The sequence below is a fragment of the Acetobacter aceti NBRC 14818 genome (genome assembly GCF_000193495.2).
Classification (GTDB): Bacteria; Pseudomonadota; Alphaproteobacteria; order Acetobacterales; family Acetobacteraceae; genus Acetobacter; species Acetobacter aceti.
On the sequence record NZ_AP023410.1, the window covers coordinates 976,078 to 1,001,253 of the forward strand.

General features: G+C 53.8%; 21 protein-coding genes. 6 read left to right on the forward strand and 15 right to left on the reverse strand.

Annotated features, from left to right (window positions below; translation table 11 throughout):
• Positions 1-201: 201 nt before the first annotated feature.
• Both EMQ_RS04410 and EMQ_RS04415 read left to right on the forward strand, forming a co-directional pair.
• Positions 202-1,188 (forward strand): N-acetylmuramoyl-L-alanine amidase family protein, encoded by a 987-nt coding sequence (locus EMQ_RS04410; protein ID WP_010668120.1) that lies wholly within the window; start codon positions 202-204, stop codon positions 1,186-1,188.
• Positions 1,189-1,282: 94 nt separating this feature from the next.
• A complete protein-coding gene (locus tag EMQ_RS04415; protein WP_010668121.1) occupies positions 1,283-1,753 on the forward strand; it encodes a DUF3465 domain-containing protein in 471 nt (156 codons plus the stop codon).
• 86 nt (positions 1,754-1,839) lie between these two features.
• Here the strand turns inward: EMQ_RS04415 and EMQ_RS04420 are convergent, their stop codons facing one another.
• Both EMQ_RS04420 and EMQ_RS04425 read right to left on the reverse strand, forming a co-directional pair.
• On the reverse strand, positions 1,840-2,340 hold the full coding sequence (locus EMQ_RS04420) for a DUF2721 domain-containing protein (RefSeq protein WP_010668641.1): 501 nt from the start codon (positions 2,338-2,340) through the stop codon (positions 1,840-1,842).
• Between the two features lie 157 nt (positions 2,341-2,497).
• Positions 2,498-3,991: a carbohydrate porin gene (locus EMQ_RS04425; protein ID WP_018308398.1), complete on the reverse strand. Its 1,494-nt coding sequence runs from the start codon at positions 3,989-3,991 to the stop codon at positions 2,498-2,500.
• A gap of 549 nt (positions 3,992-4,540) precedes the next feature.
• On the opposite strand from EMQ_RS04425, the gene EMQ_RS04430 reads away from it, so the two are divergent.
• From EMQ_RS04430 to EMQ_RS04440, 3 genes are all read left to right on the forward strand, one after another.
• On the forward strand, positions 4,541-5,464 hold the full coding sequence (locus EMQ_RS04430) for an MBL fold metallo-hydrolase (RefSeq protein ID WP_018308397.1): 924 nt from the start codon (positions 4,541-4,543) through the stop codon (positions 5,462-5,464).
• A gap of 371 nt (positions 5,465-5,835) precedes the next feature.
• Complete coding sequence (locus EMQ_RS04435) at positions 5,836-6,618, forward strand: sulfite exporter TauE/SafE family protein (RefSeq protein WP_010666188.1); 783 nt, start codon at positions 5,836-5,838, stop codon at positions 6,616-6,618.
• 576 nt (positions 6,619-7,194) lie between these two features.
• Positions 7,195-7,623, forward strand: coding sequence for a DUF4167 domain-containing protein (locus EMQ_RS04440; RefSeq protein WP_010666187.1), 429 nt, complete (start codon positions 7,195-7,197; stop codon positions 7,621-7,623).
• Positions 7,624-7,791: 168 nt separating this feature from the next.
• Here the strand turns inward: EMQ_RS04440 and EMQ_RS04445 are convergent, their stop codons facing one another.
• The 7 genes from EMQ_RS04445 to EMQ_RS04475 all read right to left on the reverse strand — a co-directional run bounded on the left by EMQ_RS04445 (position 7,792) and on the right by EMQ_RS04475 (position 18,314).
• A complete protein-coding gene (locus EMQ_RS04445; protein WP_132011999.1) occupies positions 7,792-10,764 on the reverse strand; it encodes a ligand-binding sensor domain-containing diguanylate cyclase in 2,973 nt (990 codons plus the stop codon).
• 135 nt (positions 10,765-10,899) lie between these two features.
• Positions 10,900-11,958 carry a peptide chain release factor 1 gene (prfA, locus tag EMQ_RS04450; RefSeq protein ID WP_010668492.1) on the reverse strand — a complete coding sequence of 353 codons (1,059 nt, stop codon included), beginning with the start codon at positions 11,956-11,958 and terminating at the stop codon, positions 10,900-10,902.
• A complete protein-coding gene (hisS, locus tag EMQ_RS04455; protein ID WP_010668491.1) occupies positions 11,955-13,211 on the reverse strand; it encodes a histidine--tRNA ligase in 1,257 nt (418 codons plus the stop codon). Before hisS ends, prfA begins: the two co-directional genes overlap by 4 nt.
• A gap of 126 nt (positions 13,212-13,337) precedes the next feature.
• Positions 13,338-14,498: a flavodoxin-dependent (E)-4-hydroxy-3-methylbut-2-enyl-diphosphate synthase gene (gene ispG / locus EMQ_RS04460; protein ID WP_010668357.1), complete on the reverse strand. Its 1,161-nt coding sequence runs from the start codon at positions 14,496-14,498 to the stop codon at positions 13,338-13,340.
• Between the two features lie 157 nt (positions 14,499-14,655).
• Entirely contained in the window at positions 14,656-15,957 is a 1,302-nt protein-coding gene (locus tag EMQ_RS04465) for a helix-turn-helix domain-containing protein (protein ID WP_010668356.1), read from the reverse strand.
• Positions 15,958-17,040 carry an NAD(P)H-dependent flavin oxidoreductase gene (locus EMQ_RS04470; protein WP_010668355.1) on the reverse strand — a complete coding sequence of 361 codons (1,083 nt, stop codon included), beginning with the start codon at positions 17,038-17,040 and terminating at the stop codon, positions 15,958-15,960.
• Between the two features lie 20 nt (positions 17,041-17,060).
• Positions 17,061-18,314, reverse strand: a complete 1,254-nt coding sequence (locus EMQ_RS04475) for an aspartate kinase (protein ID WP_026200207.1) — start codon at positions 18,312-18,314, stop codon at positions 17,061-17,063.
• Positions 18,315-18,584: 270 nt separating this feature from the next.
• Between EMQ_RS04475 and ubiG the strand changes: the two genes are divergently transcribed.
• Positions 18,585-19,379: a bifunctional 2-polyprenyl-6-hydroxyphenol methylase/3-demethylubiquinol 3-O-methyltransferase UbiG gene (ubiG, locus tag EMQ_RS04480; protein WP_010667104.1), complete on the forward strand. Its 795-nt coding sequence runs from the start codon at positions 18,585-18,587 to the stop codon at positions 19,377-19,379.
• A gap of 195 nt (positions 19,380-19,574) precedes the next feature.
• On the opposite strand, the gene EMQ_RS04485 is transcribed toward ubiG, so the two are convergent.
• The 6 genes from EMQ_RS04485 to rpoD all read right to left on the reverse strand — a co-directional run bounded on the left by EMQ_RS04485 (position 19,575) and on the right by rpoD (position 25,165).
• Complete coding sequence (locus EMQ_RS04485) at positions 19,575-20,798, reverse strand: SAM-dependent methyltransferase (RefSeq protein ID WP_026200206.1); 1,224 nt, start codon at positions 20,796-20,798, stop codon at positions 19,575-19,577.
• 273 nt (positions 20,799-21,071) lie between these two features.
• Positions 21,072-21,653, reverse strand: a complete 582-nt coding sequence (gene rplI, locus EMQ_RS04490; RefSeq protein WP_018308394.1) for a 50S ribosomal protein L9 — start codon at positions 21,651-21,653, stop codon at positions 21,072-21,074.
• An 11-nt stretch (positions 21,654-21,664) separates the two neighbouring features.
• The gene (gene rpsR, locus EMQ_RS04495; protein ID WP_010668229.1) at positions 21,665-21,940 is read right to left on the reverse strand and encodes a 30S ribosomal protein S18; all 276 of its coding nucleotides are present in this window, start codon (positions 21,938-21,940) and stop codon (positions 21,665-21,667) included.
• Positions 21,941-21,946: 6 nt separating this feature from the next.
• Entirely contained in the window at positions 21,947-22,408 is a 462-nt protein-coding gene (gene rpsF, locus EMQ_RS04500; RefSeq protein WP_026200205.1) for a 30S ribosomal protein S6, read from the reverse strand.
• Positions 22,409-22,608: 200 nt separating this feature from the next.
• Positions 22,609-23,169 carry a GNAT family N-acetyltransferase gene (locus EMQ_RS04505; RefSeq protein ID WP_010668227.1) on the reverse strand — a complete coding sequence of 187 codons (561 nt, stop codon included), beginning with the start codon at positions 23,167-23,169 and terminating at the stop codon, positions 22,609-22,611.
• A 4-nt stretch (positions 23,170-23,173) separates the two neighbouring features.
• The gene (rpoD, locus tag EMQ_RS04510) at positions 23,174-25,165 is read right to left on the reverse strand and encodes an RNA polymerase sigma factor RpoD (RefSeq protein ID WP_018308392.1); all 1,992 of its coding nucleotides are present in this window, start codon (positions 25,163-25,165) and stop codon (positions 23,174-23,176) included.
• Positions 25,166-25,176 lie beyond the last annotated feature (11 nt).

Genomic DNA, 25,176 nt, shown 5'->3' on the forward strand with positions numbered 1-25,176 from the left:
ATAACCGTCACAGACGGGCCACATGCTCGCAAACATGGCCGAAACCAACAGAGTACGCAAGCCGTCGGATACAACTGTATGTAACCGGGAGTGAATGCAGCCGCAACGAACCCCACACTCTCCTGACATAATCATCGTTCATTAATGACTTCCCAACGTCAGCATGGCAAAACATCAGAAGCCTTTTTCAGGACGCAGTTCATGGCTCAGAAACCGGATAACGGAGATACAGTGCCGACCAACCATCTGCTTCCCGGCAAATCATTCCGGCAGGGTTGCATCGCCAAAGCAGCGGATCCACTTCCCTTTGAAGCTCTATCCAGCCTTATGGGCCTCGCCCTGCCCCGCAGAACCGCTCTTCTCGCAAGCCTTGCGCCCCTGCTTCCGCACGCCGCTATGGCCCGCACAGGAAAAAGTGCACACGTTTCCACTTCGTCGCATGCCCATAACACGAATACGCTCCATGCCCCCGCCATCATCAGAGGCGCAGCACCTCCGCCGCCTCTGGTCATGCTGGACCCGGGTCACGGAGGAAAAGATCCGGGCGCCATCGGCTATTCAGGAACATATGAAAAGCATGTCTCTGAAGCCGCCGCCGCCGAACTGGAACGGCAATTACTGGCGACAGGCCGCTATCGGGTAGCGCTGACCCGCGCCAGTGACCGCTTCATCCCACTGGAAGGGCGCGTGGAAATGGCGCAGGCGCACAAGGCCTCCCTGTTCATTTCCATGCATGCCGACGCACTACATGATTCTGCCGTCCGCGGCGCCAGCGTTTATACGCTTGCGGGGGCCGCATCGGACTCCCAGACCGCCATGATCGCCCAGAGCGAGAACAGCGCGGACCTCTTCGGTGGGCCCCATGTCCACGCAACATCACCGGAAGTGCAACAGATACTGGCCAGTCTGGTTTCGGAAGAAACACGCCGGGGATCGACCCGCATCGCCAATCAGGTTGTCTCTTCCTTTCAGTCGCGCATCTCGTTGCTGTCGCATCCGCACCGCCATGCCGCCTTTGTCGTGCTCAAGGCGGCCGATATTCCTTCGGTGCTGGTGGAAATGGGCTTTATGTCCAATCGCAGCGATGAAGCTGCCCTACGTCAAGCCGGCCACCGGGCCATGGTCGCCGGCGCCATGCGGGATGCTGTGGATCGCTATTTTGCTACGGCCCGTATCGGGGTTGGTTAAAATCCGTCCATACAACTCAGGCTGCCTCATCTACGCCATCAGTGCGTTTCACACTCACGCCACACGATCCAGTCAAGGGAACAAGGGAAAATTCATGATCGCATCATCCAGACAGTCCGGAGCCCTTTTAGCCGGGGTCTTTTTCGCACTTACGCTGGGAAGCGCTTCATCTTTTGCGCGCACTGTTTCGTCCACCTGCGACAATAGCGGTTTCATTGAGGCTCAGCAGGCCTTCGAAAATGGTAGAAAAAAACAGGATATTCCTGTTCATATCTGCGGTCAGGTCATCGCTGTTTCGGAAAAGGCCAAACACACGCGCAGCGGCTGGCATGGTTATTTTTATGTAAATGTCGGACAGGGCATTTCAATCCGCGTAGTCAGCAACCTTGATGAAATCAATGCGCCGGAATGGCCATGGGTGCGGGATGGCGACATGGCTGACATTGTAGGGCGTTATTATTATGACTCCCCTCGCAGTCAGGGGATCGACTGGACCCACAGAGGCACCAGTCGTTCCTGGGACATTCCCGGTTATGCCATCATCAATGGCAAACGGTTCGACTGAAATCAGAAATGCCTTTTCCTTCTGTCGTCATGAAGGAAAAGGCGTTTTAAAACTGGCCGATAGAAAAAGAGATTTTCAGCTTACAACTAACCTGTTTTTCCATCCGATTTTTTGACGCTTTTCGGTAACGGGCCGACTTTTTTCAAACTATCCCACGACAGAAAGCAGTCCCCAAGAAAAGATGCCAGTGACGCGATCGTGCAGAGCAACGCGGCCCCAAACAGCCCTACCAGCCATAGAGCAATCGAAGCATCCCTGACGGTACCAAGAAAAAGCACGAAGGCAGCGCCGCATGTCATGGCTCCGGCAAGGCCGCCAAACATGATGGCCATATCAAGAACCATGACACGCTTCTGCAAACGCACGAAATGCTTCTGCAGCTTATGCCTGGCCTTGCTATCCTCTTCGTCCGTGAGCAGATCAGAGGCTTTTTCAATCTGGTCTGCAACACGACCAGCTCGGGTATTCAACAGATTCAGCAACGTTCCCACACCTGACAACATGAAAACCGGCGTCAGAGCCGTTTCAATCAGATGCGCGACATCACCGGCAGAATCAGAGGCAAGAGCAGAGAGAGGAAGAGCCATAATCGAATCACGCCGTCACAATAGAGAACACACTCCCTACAGAGAACCATACGAAATTTCAAATAAGGCTGAATGGATGTCTGTGAAAAGAACCCGCAAGACAGAACGCCTGCACACCCTACTCTCCACCACATAGGAAAACAGGGCGGCATTTTTCTTACAACGCAGCGAGAATTTTCAAACCACCCAGAATAGCATTGGGAATAACCGAGGTTTCTCCCGGACGCATTATATATTCAAACACAGGCTGCATCACGAGACCGGGCACCACCGGAATACCGTAATAGGCTTCCAGCGTCGCGGCATGGGTCTGGGGACCATTGACGTACGCTCCCATCGACATGCCCGCCATCTGACGCAAGCGCTGCCCCTCCGTCAGATTGTGGCTGATCTGATAGTAGGAATACATCACACCGAAACGGTCGAAGGGTCGATAAGGAAGAATGCCGAGCAGCGACGCGCCGACATAAAACTGGTCAGACCAGACCGAGACACTCGGGGTGTTATGAATATACCCGGCAAGCAGATATCCGCCTGCCATCTGATGATCTCCGCCCTTACGGTACACCATCTGATCGGCCTCAAAATAGAATGTATCGCGAGGACCGCCATTATGCCCCAGATAATCATGTTGGTAAGCTGCGGGAATACTGCCCAGCATGTCGTCATAATGGCTAGTGTCGTGTCCGAACCCGATCTTGTAATGACCTGGCAGCTTCTTTTCTCCAAGAAACGGCTCCCATGCCAACTCGATTGGCAGCATCACACCGGTATGCTCCTCGCCACCCCAAGCCCATCCCGACGGATTCGATGTCAGTGGTCCCGCAGCGTATACGCCTGTCGTCAGAGTGAGGTCCCGCACCGGCCTCAGACGGATGGTGCCGCCCCAGGTCGCTTTCGGATACACGCTCCAGCCTGCCTGCGATTTGAGAGCGACCGGCGCGGAGCACTGGATCATGAATGTGCACAGCAGCACTGATGTTGCATAGGTATGCGTCAGAGTCAGTCGACCGACGTTAATGTTAACCTTGTTATGGAAAAGAGATTTCTCAAGGTAGATATCGGCCAGATGGGCAGCCATATGACCTGACAGGCTGTAGACTTCGGACAGCAGCATGCGATGGTCACCGACATAGTCCGTTGTGACCTGACGTCCGGCACGCTCCATCATGACGGCATGCAGAATCCAGCCGTTCCACCCCACAAGCTTACCCAGATCAAATCTAGTGGTGAGCGTCAGCTCATGGGCATAATCCATACCCCTGGAGAGACCACCTCCTGTATTGGCAATACCCTCACCCTTATAAGAAAACTGAAAGCTGAACCCACGGTCCTGCATCCACTTGCGCCATGGCTGCAACTGGGGAACCAGATTACCGAACGTCTGTGCAGGAACATAATAACCTGCGGACAGATCACGCTCACGAATGGCGTCGTCTCTGTTGTTAAGCAGCGACGAAATACTTTCAGTGTCGAACAGACTCTCCAGACGCTGAGCGGGCGTTATGACCGTTTTCTTGGGAGCCGCATGAGCGGGCGCATCATAGGGGCCAACCTTTTTCTGCGCCGAAGCAGACACATCCGCTTCCGGGCGTTGTACAATCTCCTGCTTTTCCGCCCGCACTTCCGTGGCACTGACAAAAGAAGCCATCAGCACCCAGAATGGAGCACACGTAATCCAGCCATTTCGACGCGAAACTGCAGTCGCCCGGTTACCGGAGAGGGGTATTTTTTTTGTTTTTTTCATTACCACTAACTCACCTTGACCCTCCCAGACGTACTACGAATTACCCCTTCTTCCAATATTAACGGCACCGCTTTCCATCTCAATTTCCAAAGAATGTTGCAAAGCGACAACACAATTTTTCGTTACAAAAAATAAAAAACAAATAAATGTTTTATTTAAATAAAACAGATAATTATAAAAAATATTACTTCAATGCAGATCAGCAACGCCTTTATTTTATTTTTTAATAATTATAGTTAAATTATTTTTCAAACAACTTTAAATAAAAATCTGAATTTAAAATATAATAAAATATTACAATTTACATATATAAATAAATTTAAGAAATAAAAATTATATTTTATTTTTACATTATAAGTATAAAAAAAACCAAAACAACTCATATTTAAATTGACACAGGGTGCATGCAAGCATACTTTGTAAAAGTTATTTTGATAACATGAAAGATTTTTCATGTCAGACACCAACCTTGCCACCGCATCTCGTCAAATCGAACAAGCCATTCTCAATCCTGATCTTAGACCGATCGTGCAGACCTTCTTTGACGAGACCACCTTTACGGCAACTCACATTGCCCATGATCCTGCTACACTAAAGGCCGTCATAATTGACAGTGTCCTTGATTATGATGCTGCATCAGGGCGCACACAAAATACATCGGCGCAACAGGTTCTGAATTATATTCAAGAGAACGGACTTACTGTTGAATGGCAGCTGGAAACACATGCTCACGCTGATCATCTTTCTGCCGCTGTCTGGCTAAAGGAGAAGCTGGGAGGCAAGATTGCCATTGGTGAAAACATCACTCATGTGCAGGATGTTTTTGGAAAAATCTTCAATGCTGAAAAAAACTTTTCTCGTGATGGCTCACAATTTGACAAGCTTTTTCATGATGGAGAGACATTCTCGGTTGGAAGATTGCCAGCCATAGCCCTGTCTGTACCGGGACATACTCCGGCTGACATGGTCTACATCATTGGCGACGCGGCTTTTATTGGCGATACACTCTTCATGCCTGATTACGGGACCGCCCGCGCCGATTTTCCTGGCGGTGACGCCCGCCAGCTTTATCGATCCATTCAACGCCTCCTCTCTCTTCCGGACAAAACACGCGTTTTTCTCTGTCATGATTATAAAACGGCAGATCGCCATGACTTCATGTGGGAAACAACAATAGGCGATGAACGAAACAATATTCACGTGCATAAGGGCATTTCAGAAGATCAGTTCGTCACCATGCGAACCAACAGGGACAAAACCCTTTCCCTGCCTCATCTGATTATGCCCTCCGTTCAGGTGAACATGCGCGCTGGACATTTACCAGAGCCTGAAGAAAACGGTGTAAGCTATATAAAGATTCCTATTAATCGCATGTGACGTCTATGAGAGTTTGTGGGCAATTACGATTGCTATCAGGGCGGCATTTTTGGTGTGACCGCCTCTTTCACATTAGCGAACAGATAAGGTGCCCCGCGTAACCACATCACCAGTACGATTGTGGTTTAAACTTTTTTATCGCGTGAAGGGATGAATACGACATCATCCCTTTTTTGATAGTTATACCTCAATCGCAAACACATAAAATATTTTTAGAATTGATGAGCAGCAAAATATACCATCATATTTTGGTGAATTTATCAGGTATATCCAAGATAATTTAACGATCCAACGCCTCTATATCGGAATGCATCCAAAAGATTTATAGTCATCAGCATGACATTCTTGCCGAAAATCCAATATCCGCAAACATGCAAACTAATATGAGTCATGTAGCGCTGGAAATTTTGTCCGGCGTGCCGGTTGGCTTCACGCTTGGACTGATCGGCGGCGGAGGCTCAATCCTTGCCGTCCCACTTATGGTCTATCTGGTGGGCGTGAAAGATCCTCATGTCGCCATTGGTACAAGCGCTCTCGCTGTAGCTGTTAACGCTCTTGCTGGATTGGTACAACATGCCCGCAGCGGGACGGTGCAATGGCGATGTGCAGCCGTATTTGCTCCGTGTGGAATGATAGGTGCCATAGGCGGTGCCTGGCTAGGAAAAGCCATGGACGGACAAAGGTTACTGCTCTTATTCGCTTTCCTGATGATAGGCGTTGGCGTCACGATGCTTCGTGGACGTCGTGAAACTGATTGTGAAAAAACAAGTTATGCTCCAAAAAATATTGTGAAAATTGCCAGTTTTGGGGCGGGAACGGGCTTGTTGTCAGGCTTTTTCGGCATAGGGGGAGGTTTTCTGATTGTGCCTGGTCTCATGGCCTCAACTCATATGCCGATCATCAATGCTGTGAGCACTTCACTGGTGGCAGTGGCAGCTTTTGGTCTCAGCGCAGCGCTCAGCTATCTCCTTTCAGGCTACATTGATTGGAGTTTGGCTACTTTCTTCATTTTGGGTGGGATTATCGGCACTTACAGCGGCAGTTATTGTGCCAAGGTTCTATGTAAAAAGGGTTGCCAGTTAACGACTATTTTTTCCAGTATTATTTTTACTGTCGCTGTGTACATGATCTGGCGCGGGTTCCAGACACTCTGATTCCAAAGACGGTATCCTTCGATTCAGGCGCCACGCACCTTCAAGCGCCTCAATCAAAGTAGCTGCCTCCTCACTCCAGACCCCATCCGTGTCAGCAGCCTGAGTTATCGCTCGCCATTGACGCGACGCAGCAGAGCGTTCGATACGCACTTCCCAGTCATCAGGCAGGCGAGGCGAGACAAGACTCGCTCCAGGCGTTGAGCAATCCCAGCCGGTTTAGAATGATTGTGACCCATTTTTCTCATTTCGTATCAGAGGATTATGACGTATCGCCTTACTTCCATATTATATTCATTTGGACACAGCATCCACAACGATAACGATATTATCACCTAGATTGCATATCTACCCTTGCATGTAGCTCATTCTTGTGGTCAAAATAGCCCGAGCATTGGCAGAGGCGGTTGACTTTTTGTTCATACCGTTCGTACCAATAGCCCCTCTAAACTCCTTGGACGTCTTGCCGGATGAAGTGTGAATACGCTTCAGGATATATTGGTGAGGGTAAATCAGGGGTTCAGCTAGCTGTCCAGAGGACCAATCGATTGAAAACCAAGAAGGCATCGTGGTAACGCCATGAATATAAAGCGCATGCGCAACCGTAATCATCGTCCCGGCGGAAGCAACGGCGGAGGAGGCACGCGCCACCAGAACGGTCAGATACCTCTTAATCGTAATCATGTATTTGACAGTAATGGTCCTGAGGTTCGCATTCGGGGCACTGCACAGCAGCTCTTCGAAAAATATCTTCAGCTGGGACGTGACGCCACAAGCAGTGGAGACAGGGTTCTCGCAGAAGCCTATTTTCAGCATGCAGAACATTATTTCCGCATTCTCAATGCCATGAATCAGGCTGCACAGCAGGCACAGCAGGAACGACAGGAGCGCTCCGCACGGGCCAGAGCCTCTTATAAACAGGACGCTGAATCTGCCTCGGAAGATGAGGAAAACCGGAACGATCCTCAACCCGAATCTTTTGCTGCGACAGAAGGTGCAGCTTACTAATTTTAATCAGAGGACTTACTGCTACAAGACGTATAGCTCTATTCGTAACTAAATACGAATTACTTTCTTTCGCTCAGCTGTCATTGATGATCGCCAAGCGAAAGAAAGGTGTAGCAAAGCATTTGGTCATATCAACACCAAAAATCGTAAAAATTCATGTATTACCTTTCAATCAGCGACAACAATACAATTTCTTCCGCGTTTTTTACCTCTGTAAAGCGCCCGATCGGCGCGCCCAATCAATGTTGATGCCGTATCACCAGGTATAATAACAGCCAGACCTATACTGCAAGTCGCAACGACCTCAGAGGCACCGTAGACCATTGGGTTACGTAAGTGCTCATGCAATTTTGTAACCTGATCCAGCAGTTTTTCTGTAGAAGGAACGGACATGAACACTATGATAAGTTCCTCCCCTCCGTAGCGCCCACAAATAGCCGTTGACCCAGCGAATTTACGTAAACACTGTCCATATTGCTTCAGAACATAATCACCACCCTGGTGGCCAAGAGTATCATTAATCATCTTAAAATGATCAATATCAATAAGTGCCACTGCGATAAGTTCATTCGGAGAAATAGATGCTACCAGTTCATCAAGTTCATCAAGAGCACTCCGGCGATTAAACAATCCAGTCAGACTATCAACACGCGATTGATGCAAAAGCTGTGTCTGCATTTCTTCCATCACACGAGTACGTCCTCGCACAGCGGCTTCGAAATTTTTTTGCCTCGAAAGCTTTATTCTTCTGTACAAAATAGCGCCAAGTAATGCTACTGATAAAAATGAAAGAAAAGCCCACCACAAGATTCCCTTGAAACTTGATATTTTCAAACCGGAAGAACGCACAGACAAAGTCGCACTACTTGCAGAACGGTAATTCAGAATATCTCGCGCCTGAACCGTAAAAATTATTTTTTCTCCTTTTATATTGTTGTAATTTATAAAGTTTTTTGACAAATATACAACTTCTTGATCAATACCCAGCAGTTGATACTGGTATTTAATCTCTCTATTTCCTGTAAAGGTTGGGGCAACAAACTGGAAGGAAAGCTTTCTGTCACCATCAGGCCAGAAACGCTCTTTTCCTAGAAGATCTATATTATCCAGACGTGCAGACAGAAAAACTGTATGTAAATCAGGTAAAATCGGAAGAGAGCCCGGCTCCCTAAGGTGGTTTAGTCCGCTTTCTGTACCGAACCAGAGTGAACCATCATCATCTTCATTGATTGAACCAGAAAGAATACGGCTGGAGATTAACCCACTCGTCAAATCAAAATGAGACCAACCATTCGGAGTGGAAACATCCAGTCCATGAGAACCACCCAGCCATATCCATCCTCGGCTATCCCGAAATATCGTTGTAAAGTCGGAATCTTTTGGCCCATTATCCAGCATGGACACGACAGGAGAACCATCTTCCGGAAGAAATATCTTTCTGACGCTTCCTTTACTTCCTAAAACCCAGATGTCATTGGACATCCCCACTGTTATCGCACTGCCGTTCCCAATATCAAAACTTTCCAGATCAACCCGAGGATCAAAAACATTCTCCTCCGCTGTCTGCTGAAACAGAACGCTATCTGTCAAAACAAGAAGCCGTCCAAACTGATCGAAGCACAACGCATTGATACGACGATTTTGTAATGCGAATACCGTTGGCAAATGAGAAGCATAACGTAACGGATCATCTATCCGTATGAGCCCAGAAACGGTACCTACCCATATTCGACCACCGCTATCGAGGATCAAAGCCCCAGTCACCGGCTCGGAAGAAGGCAGGGTTCTGACCTGACCGGTGGCTGGGTCTATCCGGATCAACCCTTTTCCTTTTTCAGCTGTCCAGAGCGCACCATCTCCGGTACGAAGAAGGGAACTGATATTTTCAAGCTCAATATGTTTCAGGAGATGATCGCCATCATGGCTCGAAGATGATGCCGCATATTCAAAAAGACCATTTGCAGCTGCAATCCAGAAATTGCCAGCTGCGTCGTGTCTTACGCCAGATACACGCACAGGGAACGCATCATTTCCGTGAGGAAAAACCTGCCAGAATGGAAAGCCCGCAATACGGACGGGGCCGCGTCCTGGACTATCCAGCCACAGACCATATTCCCTGTCGATAAAAGCGCTCGAAATCGCCTGGGGAGAATAACCGGAAGGCCAGTCCATATCCTCCCAGTGTCCAGCAGAAGACCGGACAACAAGCGCACCGTCTCCAGGCATCAGCAAGGAGCCATCAGTCATTCGGGATATAAAAATTTCAGAAGGTCTTTCTCTGAAATATTCCGGCAGTTCATAGGGAATATCTTCCACATGAACTCCACCATTCGCTGCAATGATCACCAGTTTTCCGACACTTCGGGCAATCAGGGTACCGTCCGGAGAAATAGCCAGCGCACGCCAGATTTCATGCGGCACTCCCCTACGCTCATCAAAGGTGTCGACGCCACCGTCCCGATAGCGACAGAGCGCCTCTCCACAGCCTACCCAAACACTTTTCGCTTCCGAAGCCATGGCCGAAAGAACTTCAGATTCCAGCGGATTTGTGGATGGGACCTGACTGTCGGCATGATCTTTTACGAGCGATGCAAAGACCAACTCCCCTCTCTGGTGACGATATAGTCGCCAGATGCCTCCATTTCGAGCCGGTCCTTCGCCTGACAAGATGATAAAATCCATCCCATCAGCAGCAAGAGCTATCCGGCCATCAAACTGAAACGATAATTTTTCTAAACTAGTCTTTGTTTTCAGCCATAATTCCCTATCGGCAGCAATCAGAATGCTACCATTGGCTCCTCCCGCAATCGCTGCAGTATCTTTGAAAGGAGTTCCGTCAGGCCTGTCGATCCGGGTAAACTCACCACCAGAACTGACATACAATCCGGTTTTATTTCCAATATAGAAAAAACCATCGGAATCTTGAGCGAAGATATTTCGGGAAGCATCAGAAAGGCCGGTCTGTCCGTTAAAAAAACGGACAGTCTGCGCTGATGCTGGAGCCGCACAGAACGCCAAAAGACTAATCAGAACAGCAACAAGCACATCACACAATTTAAAAGACAAACCTATCCTGCTCTGGAAGGCTGCCTTGCGCTTAAGGGAATGATGAAAACAATCAGATTTCTTTTGCGACTGCACTGCTGGAGCGCAAGGAAAATATAGCAATGAAATCAACCTGCTTTATGAACCCCAATAGCAGGACATTAGAACCGGCACGGTTAGTATTCAGTTAAAACCTAACTTCATCGTCCAACCGATAAAGATTTCATAGAATTACAGACCAGCGGCCGCCAGTTGCTCTGCCTGATCTTCCTGAATGAGAGCGTCAACAATCTCATCAAGCTCGCCCAGCATCACCCGGTCAATCTTGTGGAGCGTCAGCCCGATGCGATGATCAGTCACACGACCCTGCGGAAAATTATAGGTCCGGATCCGTTCGGAGCGATCGCCCGTTCCCACCTGCGATTTCCGATCGGCGGCTCGGGACTCGTGAAGGCTGACACGCTGCTGTTCGTAAAGTCGGGACCGCAGAATTTTCATAGCCTTCGCACGGTTCTTGTGCTGGCTTTTCTCTTCCTGCATCGCCACGACAACGCCTGTCGGCAGATGTGTGATCCGCACGGCGCTTTCCGTCTTGTTGACGTGCTGTCCCCCTGCCCCGGAAGCGCGGTAAACGTCGATACGCAGATCTTTTTCATCAATCTGCACATCAACCTCTTCCGCCTCAGGCAGAACAGCGACAGTGATGGTAGAGGTATGAATGCGCCCCTGACTTTCCGTGGCTGGCACACGCTGCACGCGATGAACCCCGGATTCATACTTCAGGCGCGCAAAAACGCCCTTCCCGCTGATGGTCGCAATACCTTCACGCAGACCGCCAAGTTCGCTCTCGTCATACTCCATGACTTCGAACTTCCAGCCACGAAGATCAGCGTAACGTCGGTAAGCGCCGAACAGCTCTGATGCGAACAGCGCTGCTTCATCCCCTCCTGCAGCGGGTCGTATTTCAAGAATGGCGCTGCGTTCGTCAGCCGCATCCTTAGGCAGCATCGCCAGACGGACATCCTGCTGAAGCATCCCAATACGATCCTTCACCTCATGAAGCTCGCTTTCCGCCAGCGCCTTCATTTCCGGATCATCAAGAAGCTGCTTCAGATCCTGCTCTTCAGCCTGGACTGCGCGAAGAGCATTGATCCTCGCGACCAGAGGCTCGATTTCACCGTACTCACGGGAAGCCCGCGTAAAATCTTCTCCCGTTACACCGCTTGCCAGCAGCGCTTCGAGTTCTTCACTGCGGGCAACGATACGATCAAGCCGGTCGTCGAGATTCACGCGCGAACGTCTCCAGACTGGCGGATGGCCTCAACCAGAGCGGATGCCGCCACTTCATTCTGTAGGCCGGTGGCAAGATCACGGAGTTGCACCGTTCCCGCAGCCACTTCGGTTTCACCGATGATCACGACATGGGACGCATTGGTCTTGTTGGCGCGCTCCATGCGTTTTTTCAGATTACCGCGATAGGCCATCTCGGCCCGGATGCCACCGGCCCGCAATGCTGCAAGAGCACGGATCGCGGCTTCCTGCGCACCATCGCCGACCGGAATCACCGCGACAGGCTGCTGTACGGCGGGAGCGGCATCCAGCAGCATGGCCAGACGCTCGATGCCGCCCGCCCAGCCGATGGCCGGCGTCTGAGGCCCACCCATTTCCGACACAAGACCGTCATACCGTCCACCAGCAAGGACAGTACCCTGTGTGCCAAGGTTGGTTGTTACAAACTCGAACGCCGTGTGGCTGTAATAGTCGAGGCCGCGAACGATACGGGGGTTTTCGGTATAGGCGACGCCAAACATCTGGAGGCCTTCGCGGAGATCGTCCCAGAAGCGACGGGAGGTATCATTTAAAAAGGACGCCAGCATCGGCGCGTCAGCCACCAGTTCCCGGTCTTCTGGAGCCTTACTATCGAGAATACGCAACGGATTGCGTTCCAGACGATTCCGGCTGTCTTCAGAAAGGCGATCGCGAAAGTCCGAAAAATAGGCCACCAGTCCGTCACGCCAAGCAGCGCGACTTTCCGCATCACCCAGCGTATTCAGTTCCAGAACAACATCATTCACGATCCCCAGAGCCGCCAGAACGTCGCGTCCCATGGTGATCGCTTCAGCGTCAGCCATCGGTTCGCCGGGACCGATCAGTTCCGCGCCGATCTGATGAAACTGGCGATAACGTCCTTTCTGGGGTCGCTCATAGCGGAACATCGGACCCGCGTAGAACACTTTCTGCGGCAGCGACTGTGTCAGTCCATTGGTGACCAGCGCGCGGCAGATGGCGGCCGTCCCTTCCGGACGAAGCGTCAGGGAATCCCCGCCGCGATCCTCGAAGGTATACATTTCCTTGGACACGACATCCGATGTGTCGCCGAGAGAGCGGGAAAAAACCCCCGTCTCCTCAAAAACCGGTGTCGCCCATTCTTCAAAGCCATACAGAGCCGTGACACGTCGCGCCGTTTCCACGACATGAGCGTGACGACGCTGGTCCTCTCCAATCAGATCGTGGGTGCCACGAACGGGTCTGATGGCGCTCATAAGGACAGGACTCCGAAAAAAATGGCTTCAGGACGCCAACCGGCCATCAGACGGAAACGCCTGATGGCCGTAATGACATCTCTCATAGACTGTCCCGAAGACAGACGCCTCCGGGACCTGAGTTTTTTATTTCGCGCTGGCGAGGTCAGGCAGCGGCAGATCAATACCTTCCGCCTTTTCCTTGGCTTCCTCGGCTTCGATATTCGCTACACGCTCTTCAACAAGACCAACGATGTGTTCGATCATGTCGTTGGCTGGCACCGTGTGGTCCTGCTTGCCGGACGAGTAGACCATGTGACGGCCCGAACCGCCGCCGGTCACGCCGAGGTCAGTCATCAGCGCCTCACCCGGACCGTTCACAACACAACCAATGATGGACAGGGTCAGTGGCGTCTTGATGTGTGCGAGGCGATCTTCCAGCGTCTGCACCGTCTGGATGACGTTGAAGCCCTGACGCGCACAGGACGGGCAGGAAATGATCTTCACGCCGCGATGACGCAGGCCGAGGGACTTCAGGATGTCCCAGCCAACCAGCACTTCCTCTTCCGGCTCAGCAGAGAGAGAGACGCGCATCGTGTCGCCCACACCGGCCCACAGCAGATTTCCAAGACCGATAGAGGACTTCACCGTTCCGGCGCGACGGCTGCCGGCCTCGGTGATGCCGATATGCAGCGGATGGTCACACGCATCGGCAAGCTGCTGATAAGCTGCAACAGCAAGGAAGACATCTGATGCCTTCACGCTGATCTTGAACTCGTGGAAGTCATGATCCTCAAGGATCTTGGCGTGCTCCAGAGCGCTTTCGACCAGCGCATCGGGGTTCGGCTCACCGTATTTTTCAAGCAGGTGCTTTTCCAGCGAACCGGCGTTCACGCCAATACGAATGGAGCAGTTATGGTCCTTCGCGGCGTTCACAACCTCACGGACACGCTCGGCGCTGCCGATGTTGCCGGGGTTGATACGCAGGCAGGCCGCACCGGCTTTCGCGGCTTCGATGGCGCGCTTGTAGTGGAAGTGGATGTCCGCGACGATGGGAACATTCACTTCACGCACGATCTCGTGGAGAGCAGCGGTGCTTTCCTCATCGGGGCAGGACACGCGCACGATGTCCACACCGGCGAGTTCAGCGCGACGGATCTGGTCGATCGTCGCCTGGGCGTCGCTGGTCAAGGTGTTGGTCATCGTCTGGACCGAAATCGGCGCATCACCACCGACCGCGACCTTGCCGACGTGAATCTGACGCGACTTGCGGCGTTCAATATACTGATAGGGCCTGTAGCCACTCATCGTTCAATCCTCCTGTCGGGACGAAGGTCGAGGCTGAAAAAGCACGCCTCGGTATCTGTTCCGGGTCTTCCTGCCAAATTTGTCATCCGAAAGCCAGAGCGCAAGCCCTGACCGGAGTGCGTGACATTAACAGGCAGGTCATTTCCTGTAGGGCGCATCAGCGGGGATCGCCCATATTTTTCAACTGGCGCGCATTCAGATCATCCGCGGAAAGTTCTTTTTCCGGCGGCGCTGATCTCGGGCGCAACACCCGTGGCTTTACCACAGGTGGCGGAGGAAGGGGAATCGGGGGCTTTTCCTCCGCAGAAGCGGCATCGTCTGGCACCACAGCGGGGGACATTACAGCGTCGCCTGCTTTTGGAGCCAGTGCTGCAACGCTGCCATCGCGGATCGCATCATCGCTGACTGAAATATTACGCCGGACCGCCCCGTCCTTTCCCAGCGGCTGGGTCACCACATTATCGACAGCCAGCACCACACCGCCCGCATTCCCGACGGTCAGAGTGAACGGCGCGCCTTCCTTTGGAAACTCCCAGGTCTCCTCGGGTTCCATGATGTGGTCGTACACAACCTTGCCGTCAGCGTCCTTCACTTGAATCCAGCTTTTAGCTGTCGCCTTGATTTCAGCCGCTTTTGGAGGAGCAGGGATTTCGGGCGACGCCAGTCCATTTTCTACAGCCGCATTTTCCGAAGAAGTCGACCCCACTGAACCGGATGCAGCAGACGACGGTTCTGGCGGCATGGTCACAGCTTTAGCAAACTCATCCGCGCTGACATGGCTGGACGCGTCAGGATGCACTGCCTGAAGAGCCGGAGGTGTGCTGCCATTCAGCACTGAAGGGGCTGCATCCGGCATCACCGTCGCAATCTGCGGAGAAGGAGATGCAGCACTGTTCACGCCCGGCATCACACTGGCGACCGACGGAACTTTCTCCAGATGAACCGGCTCATGGCCGCCCATTTCATACCAGCCAACATAAGCCAGCACGATGACAAACAGACCCGCCAGCACGAAGGCGCTCGCAGGAACTGTCCGCTCTGGTTCGGGAGTGAGGAATGTCAGCTCAGGTTTTTTCGCGACATTCCGGACTTCACGCTTGAAACGGGCAACCATCGCCTCGGCGGGGAAACCCAGTGCTGCGGCATAAGTGCGCAGAAAACCGAGCGCATAGACACCGGCCGGAATGGTGTCCGCCCGATCATGCTCCAGAGCCTCAAGATAGGATTGTTTGATGCAGAGCCACGCCGCGACATCGGGCAAGGACCAGCCCAGCGTTTCGCGACGTATTTTCAGCGCGTGCCCCACGCCAAGAGAATGAAAATCAGGCAATGGCGCAGACCACGCACGGGAGGCCTCCGCAGTCTGATCAGGAATCTGATCAGGAATCTGCGCAGTGTCCTGCTGTCCGCCCTCTCCCATTGTGTCTTCCTCGATTCGCTTCGAGGTCTCCACGCTCATTCACTCTCCTCGACGAGCGCCCCGCTGTGCCAGAGCGCCAACTGCCTGCCGGACGAGTTCTTCGATGATGTCCTTCACCGGCTGGATGGTCTTTACCATGCCAACCGACTGTCCGGCCATGACCGATCCGGTCTCGACATCACCGTCAATCACGGCCCGACGCAATGCGCCAGCCCAGAAATGCTCGATTTCAAGCTGTGCTTCCTCTTTGGTCAGCTCTTCCGCCTGAAACCGTCGAAGCGTCTCCGCCTGATGCGCAAGGAAATTCTTGCTTCCTTCATTCACCAGTCCCCTGACCGGAATGACGGGGAAACGAGGATCAAGCTGCACCGAAGTCGTCGCATCGCGGGCAGCGGCGCGGATGAACGCCTCCTTGAAGCGTGGGTGAGCGATGCTTTCCTCCGCCGCCGCAAAGCGCGTTCCCAACTGTGCGCCGGAGGCTCCTTGCTCCAGAAAACCGACAATCGCATCGCCACGGGCAATACCACCGGCCACGAAGACAGGCACATCCTGAATATGCGGCAAAATTTCCTGAGCCAGAACGGTCAGGGAGACTGGTCCGACATGACCTCCGGCTTCCGCACCCTCGATCACCAGCGCATCGACGCCCATACGGATCAGGCGTTTGGCCAGAACCAGTGCTGGGGAAAAGGCGACAACCTTCGCGCCACCATCCTTGGCGGCACGGATCGCGGCTGAAGGCGGAATACCACCTGCCAGCACGATATGTCCCACACCAGCCCGAAGACAGACCTGCACCAGCTCATCAAGCTGGGGGTGCATGGTGATCAGATTAACGCCAAACGGTTTGCTGGTCAGAGCCTGCGTAGCCGCAATTTCCTTCTCCAGCAGTTCCGGCGTCATGGCGCCACAGGCGATCACACCAAAGCCGCCCGCGTTAGAGATCGCTGCGACGAGATTGCGCTCACTCACCCACGACATGGCGCCACCAAGGATGGCGTATTCAGTGCCCAGAAACGCGGTGCCGCGGGACCAGAGGCGATCAAGTTCCCGACGGGCAGCCTGCATGTCAGGGGCCAGCGTGTCAGAAGGTGCGGCGGTCGTCACAGAATGCTCCGTCATGGCGTCAGAAAATCGACAGCTTACGCTGCGTCGAGCCCGTAGGCAGTGTGAAGCGCACGGATGGCCAGCTCCGCGTAATCCGCTGGGATCAGCACGGACACCTTGATCTCACTGGTGGAAATGACCTGAATGTTAATGCCGCGCTCAGACAATGTGCGGAACATCGTGCTGGCGACACCGGCGTGTGAGCGCATGCCCACACCCACCACGCTGATTTTGACCACAGCGTCATCAGTGATGACTTCGCCGTACTGAATGTCCGGACGCGCTGCCTCGATCACTGCCATGGCACGGGCCAGATCCGTCTTGCTGGTCGTGAAGGTCATGTTGGTCATGCCGTCTTCGCCCGTGCTCTGGACGATCATGTCGACATTGATGTTGTTCTCGGACAGCGGGCCGAAAATGGCGGCGGCGATACCGGGGCGATCCGGAATGCGACGCATCGAGATCTTGGCTTCGTCGCGGGAATAAGCGATGCCGGTAACGAGTTCCTGTTCCACGATTTCGTCCTCATCAACCACAAGCGACCCGGGCAGGTGGCCATTTTCTGCGGGAGCTTCTTCAGCGAAGCTGGAAAGCACCTGCACACGCACGCGCTCTTTCATGGCGAGTTCGACACTGCGGGTCTGCAGCACCTTTGCGCCGACGGATGCCAGTTCCAGCATCTCTTCATAAGTGATCTTGGCGAGCTTGCGGGCCTTCGGCACGATCCGCGGGTCGGTCGTGTAAACGCCGTCCACGTCCGTGTAGATGTCGCAACGATCGGCCTTCACGGCAGCAGCAATGGCCACGGCGGACGTATCTGATCCACCACGCCCAAGTGTCGTCACGCGCCCTTCTGGCGAAACACCCTGAAAACCGGCGATGACCGGCACCTGTCCCGCTTTCATGCAGGCGGACAGTCCTTCGCCGTCGATGGAGTCGATGCGGGCCTTGCCATGTGCGCTGTCGGTGCGGATCGGCACCTGCCATCCCTGCCAGGATCGTGCGTTCACACCGAGGGCCTGCAGGGCGATTGCGAGCAGGCCACTGGTGACTTCCTCACCTGTCGCGACCACCGCATCATATTCACGCGGATCGTAAAGCGGCGACAGGCTTTCACAGAAACCGACAAGCTTGTTTGTCTCTCCGGACATGGCGGAGACGACAACAGCCACTTCGCAACCGGCGTTGACCTGCGCCTGAACCCGTTTGGCGACCGCACGGATCCGATCGAGGTCGCCGACTGACGTGCCGCCGAACTTCATGACGATCCGTGGTGGAGTGCGCTCCATGATCTGACCTGTCTCCATCCCCCGTCCGTGCGGAGGCCTGCTCTTTTCACGCAGGCGTCCAGATGTCAGAAACGCCACCTGAACCCTGCGTGTCTTGTGTTATCTCTTACGTTCGACGAATGGACTGTCTGTGTACACTGGGAGTTGCCGATACGGATCAGGCAACCATCCCCCTGCATGACCAGCCATTGCCAACGCGTGCAAGCCGCGTCACATAACCTCGCCCTTGGCTTACGTCCAGCCGGGAACGCAGTTGAAAGGTGTCGTTTCATGCATTCTGCTCATGACAGTGACTGGCAGACAACAGAACCGGAAACAGCAACCGGACAGGCCAATGCTTCGGCTGCGTCTGTTTCTCCTGAAGAAATCGCCCGTTTCAGCGCGATTGCCCGGGAATGGTGGGACCCCACCGGACCAATGCGTCCACTGCATGCCATGAACCCTCTCCGCATCGGCTGGATCGACCGTCATCTGCCGCTGAGAAGCAGAAAACAGTCACCCCTGACCGTGCTCGACCTCGGATGTGGCGCGGGACTTGCCAGTGAGGCGCTGGCAAAAGCAGGTCACGATGTGCTGGGCATGGACGCCTCGGCCGAAGGGATTGCCGCTGCCCGCAAACATCTTGAGGACAACCCGCTGCCTGCCGGGTCCGGTTCGCTGGCCTATCGTGTCGGCAGCGCTGAAGCGCTTGTCGCCGAAGGCGTTACGTTCGACGCCGTCGTGGCGCTTGAGATCATTGAGCACGTTACGGACCCAACCGCTTTCATGTCGATGCTCGCCAACCTGGTCAAACCGGGCGGCTGGGTGTTCGTGTCCACGATGAACCGTACTGCCCGCGCCTTTGCCTTCGCAAAAGTCGGGGCGGAATATATCATGCGACTTCTTCCTGTCGGCACGCATGACTGGCGCAAGTTCGTAACACCGTCCGAACTGGGGCATTACGGGCGTCAGGCCGGTTTGAGCCTGGAAGATATTGCCGGCATGACCCCTTCCCTGCTGGGCGACAGTTGGCGGGAAAGCCGTGATCTGGGCGTGAATTACATTGCCGCGTTTACGCGGGGCTGATTTTTTTAATGATGGACCTGATTTTCTGAAGCTTTTTGAGAAAAGCTTCAGAAAAAACTTTGTTTGTATGTTTTCAAAAACAAAGCAGCTTTGTCGTGAAGAGTTGTAGCACCCTACTCATGACCAAAAATCCATGTCATAAAAACCGCTTTTTGAATCATCATCTTCTAGCAATGGAGATAATGATTCAAAAATTCATTTCCCGGGCAAGGAACCTTCCGCCTCAAACATGTAATCGCGCGTCAAGGGAACCGCCCGGATGTTCCGGGTCAGCTGAATCTGAAAGTTCATGTGCCCCTGCACCTCAAAGGAAAGCTCTGCTCCTGCAAGGTAAAATTCAAACATGCGGCAAAAGCGTTCGTCGTACAGTTCTCTGGCTTTTTCACGCTGCTCAGCAAAACGCTGTCTCCAGATGGCTATCGTTTTTGCGTAATGCAGTCTGAGGATTTCACAATCCGTGACCCACAGCCCTGTCCTTTCGATCGCAGCGAACGTTTCGCTCAGGCTGGGCGAGTAGCCACCGGGGAAGATGTATTTATCAATCCAGGGATTGGTCGTCCCCGGTTCATCGCTACGACCGATGGAATGCAGGAGAGCTACACCATCATCTTTCAGACATTCCCGAACTTTCCTGAAAAAAGCTTCATAGTGCGCAATCCCGACATGCTCGAACATGCCGACGGAGACGATCCGGTCGTAACGTGTCTGGACATGCCTGTAATCAAGCAACTCGAACCGGACCTGATGGGAAAGACCCGCTTCCTGCGCTCGCTCGCGGGCGATCTTCAACTGTTCGACGGACAATGTAACACCCGTCACCATTGCCCCGTAATCCCGGGCCAGCGTGAGAGCCATCCCTCCCCAGCCGCATCCTATATCGAGCACTTCCAGTCCGGGACGGTCGAGCAGAAGCTTTGAAGCGATATGGCGTTTTTTGGCCTCCTGTGCCTCATCCAGCGTTTCCTTGCCGGTCCTGAAATAGGCGCAGGAATACTGACGATCCTTGTCCAGAAACAGATCATACAGGCGCGTATCGAGGTCATAATGATGCGCCACGTTTTTGCGTGACCGACTTTCCGGATTGAACTGAATCCAACTCCGTCTTGCATACCGCGCCGTCGCGGAAATGGCCTCTCCGATATGGCCACCCGGCTTCATGGCGTTGATCATCATGACGTTAAGAAGATCGTAAAGCGTGCAACCGTCAGGTTGTAGACCGCCATCCATATAGGCTTCGCCAAAGCCCAGACCGGGGTTCAGCAGAAGACGCTTTTCAGCTTCCGCGCTTGTAAAACGGAGCGCCGCATGTGGGCCAGCCTGCGCCCCCTTGAAAAGGGCTGACGAACCATCAGCAAAAACAACACCCAGAGAACCAACGGAAATAAAGCGCCGAAGCAGGATATTAAGTAGGCTCTTCATGCGTGGTCTCTCCAAAACAAGACGTTCGGTCATCACAGAATGCCATACCCCGAACAGATTGGTTTTCTTATATCTTATTACGATCCGGCATAGGCACGGGATCTGCTTTTCTTCGTAATGGAAAAGCTATTATTCCAAAAAGCCTCGCATCTTTGTCCCGGTTGGGTGGACTTCTGAAAACCTAATTACAATTTCCATGAATCACAAAAGAAAAAGGCCGGGATGGTTAAACCATCCCGGCCCTCTTCAAGATTCCAAATAAGACAGAAAGTCTTATGCAGAAGCTTCTTCTTCAGCCGGAGCTTCAGAAACAGTCTCTTCCTCGACGAGTTCGAGAACAGGTGTCTCTTCCTCTTCCTCGGCGCCAATCACTTCACCGCGTGCCTGACGCTCGGCCTCTTCAACCGTACGGGCCACGTTGACGCGCACGGAGATGGAGACTTCCGGGTGCAGTGCGACGCGAACGTCATACAGACCCAGTGACTTGATCGGGTGCGGCAGGAACACCTGATTACGGGTGATCGTGAGACCAGCCTCGGTCGTCGCCTGAGCAATGTCACGGGTGGAGACGGAACCATACAGGTTGCCGCCGTCACCAGCCTGACGGATCAGAACGACCGACAGACCTTCCATGCGCTCGGAAAGACGCTCGGCCTCTTCACGACGCTTGACGTTCTGAGCCTCAAGCTGGATGCGCTCGCGCTCGAAGCGCTCACGGTTTGCAGCATTGGCGCGGATCGCCTTGCCCTGTGGCAGGAGAAAGTTACGGGCATAACCCGGCTTCACCTTAACAAGGTCGCCCATCTGGCCGAGATGCTCGACGCGCTGGAGCAGGATAACTTCAGTTGCAGCCATGATCTTCTCCCTCAGCCCACAACATAGGGCAGCAGGGCAAGGAAGCGGGCGCGCTTGATGGCCTGAGCCAGTTCACGCTGCTTCTTCGCGGACACGGCCGTGATACGGCTAGGGACGATCTTGCCACGCTCCGAGAGGAAGCGGCTCAGCAGACGGACGTCCTTGTAGTCGATCTTCGGCGCGTTCGGCCCGGAGAACGGGCAAGCCTTGCGACGACGGTAGAACGGACGACGCGCACCAACAGCTACGCGACGGGCGCCCGGATTGATTTCGTTGCTTTCGGACATTCGCTCTTACTCCGCTGCAGCTTCGGCGTTCTCTTCACGAGCGCGATATTCTTCGCGATCGTCATAGGAACGGCGTGAGGAACGACCGCTTTCAAAGCGACCGGACGGCTTCGGACCACGGAAGCCACGCTCACCACGGTCGTCACCCTTGCGGGACAGAACCGGGGACGGGTTCTCGTCGATTTCCTCAACACGCAGCGTCAGAACGCGCAGGATGTCTTCGTTCAGGCTGAGCTGACGCTCAACTTCACGCAACGTCTCCGGCTTCGCCTCAAGACCGAGGAGCATATAATGGCCCTTGCGGTTCTTCTTGATGCGGTAAGCGAGTGAACGCAGACCCCAGTATTCCTGCTTCTTGATGGAGCCGCCGTCTGCCTCAAGGAGACCCTTGATCATTTCGGCAACAGCTTCAACCTGCTGCTGGTTGATATCGTTACGTGCGATCAGCACGGTTTCATACAATGGCATGCAGTCCCTCCGGATTGCTTCAACCCAAACACTGCGGACCGTTCCGACAATGCTGCGCGGCAGGAAATTCCTGAACGCACGGGTATAGCCGGACACGATGCCACGCGCCCGGCAGGGAAGAGGGGCGATCAAACACGACTGGACCTGAAAAGCAAGTTTTTTCGCACTTTCATCAGCTTTTTCCGCTGAGGAGCGAACAGTCAGAGTCTGGTCAGATGCTCAGGGATAGGCAAATCCAGACGAAGAGGAATATCCCACTCCTCCCTCACAACACCCAGAACCCGAAAGCCGATCGCAAGATAGGCCGGCAGCGCGCGTCGATGATCCGCCGTGCAGGTATTGACCGTCACGCGAAGCGGATTGGCGGACCACGCCATATCCACAGCCTGCGACAGGAAGGCACGCCCTATTCCACGACCGATCATGTCCGGCACAAGGCCAAAATAGGCGAGATTGACCGTCCTGTGAGGGTGCAGCTCAAACTCGAAAAAACCACGGACAACGCCACCCTCTTTCAACAGAAAGAGTGAGCGCCTTGGTTCAGCAAGGATAGCCGCCAGTTCCTCGTCGGATTTGACCCGACGCATCCACCAGCAGTGCTTCCCGCCCACATCCGTGTGCAACTGACGATACAACGCTACTGTCGGCTTATGTTCCTGCTCGATGCGAAACCCCGACGGCAAGGCTATTGCCGGAAATCTCGGGGGGTGGATCATCTCCAGAAAGGTGACGTCCACCAGAACCCGATCAACAGGCTCCATGATCTCAGTTGTCGTCGAGGAACGACCGGAGTTTGCGGCTACGGCTCGGATGCTTGAGCTTGCGGAGCGCCTTGGCTTCGATCTGACGGATACGTTCGCGGGTCACGTTGAACTGTTGCCCGACTTCTTCCAGCGTGTGATCGGTGTTCATGCCAATGCCGAAGCGCATACGCAGAACACGCTCTTCACGCGGAGTGAGAGAGGCAAGCACGCGGGTCGTCGCTTCACGCAGATTGGTCTGGATGGCCGCATCGAGCGGAATGATGGCCGTCTTGTCCTCGATGAAGTCACCAAGATGGCTATCTTCCTCGTCACCGATTGGCGTTTCGAGAGAGATCGGTTCCTTGGCGATCTTGAGAACCTTTCGGACCTTCTCCAGCGGCATGCCCAGCTTTTCAGCCAGCTCTTCCGGTGCGGGCTCACGGCCGATTTCATGCAGCATCTGACGCGACGTGCGGACCAGCTTGTTGATCGTCTCGATCATGTGGACCGGGATACGGATCGTGCGAGCCTGATCCGCGATGGAGCGCGTGATGGCCTGCCGGATCCACCATGTGGCGTAGGTGGAGAACTTGTAGCCGCGACGATACTCGAACTTGTCCACGGCCTTCATCAGGCCGATGTTGCCTTCCTGAATCAGGTCGAGGAACTGAAGGCCACGATTGGTGTATTTCTTGGCAATCGAGATCACGAGACGCAGATTGGCCTCGATCATCTCCTTCTTGGCGCGAGCAGAATCACGCTCACCACGGGCGACAGTGGCATAGACGCGACGGAATTCACCAACAGACAGACCTGTATCCTGCGCCAGTTCGGCAACCTGCGTCCGCAGATCGTTCATCATGTCTGTGTGCTTCGTGACAAGGTTTTTCCATCCCTTGCCCGGAAGAGTCGTGATCATGTCCATCCAGCCCGGCTCAAGCTCATGACCACGATATTTCAGCAGGAAGTCGTCACGGGAGACTTTGCAGCTTTCGGCCAGTCGGAGCATTCTGCCTTCAAAGGCGTTCAGGCTCTGGAACAGCTCCTTGAGCTGCATGACCAGCTCTTCGATCCGGTTATTGTGCAGGTGAACCTGCTCAACTTTGGCAACAAGTTCCAGCCGCAGCTTCTGGTAGTCAGCTTCGATCTTGTCGGTGGTTTCTTCACCCGCCACAAGCGCTTCAAGACGCTTGTCCTGCATCTTCTGCAGTTTTTCATAGAGTGGTTCGATCTCGTCGAACTGGAGCAGAATGTCAGGCTTCAGCTTTTCTTCAAGAGCTGACAGGGAAAGACCGCTTCCCTCCCCTTCGGCTCCGTCGACCTCTTCTGCGTCTTCCGCATCATCGGTCTCGTCTTCGCTATTCTCTTCGCCGTCCTCACCCTCGGCAGGGACGCCTTCCGGACCGTTCTGCTCAGCCTGCATGGCTTCAAGATCGACGATATCGCGAAGAAGCATGTCGCCAACCTTGAGGCGCTCATGCCAGGAAATAATGGCGCGGAAGGTGAGCGGACTCTCACAGAGTCCGCCGATCATCTCATTGCGACCAGCCTCAATGCGCTTGGCGATGGCGATCTCGCCCTCACGGGAGAGGAGTTCGACCGAACCCATCTCACGCAGATACATCCGGACCGGATCATCGGTGCGACCAAGGTTTTCGCTGACGTTGCCGGAAGCGCTTTCGGTTCCGGCCTCGGCTTCGGCCTCTTCTTCCTCGGCTTCCTCTTCCTCGCCTTCGGCTGTCTTTTCAGCCGGAGTCTCGGTTTCGTCGTTGTCTTCGTTTTCTACGACCTGGATGCCCATCTCGGAGAGAATGGCCATGACATCCTCGATCTGCTCGGAAGACATCTGATCCTGGGGAAGAACCGCATTCAGCTCGTCGAACGTGATGTATCCACGCTCCCGGCCCTTGGCTATCAGACGTTTAACAGCGCCGGAGCGGGTATCGAGGAGTGCATTGTCCCCGTCCTGTTCACCTGACGTGGTGGTCGTCCCGGCTGCAGTCTTAGTCGCCATCCCTGGATAGT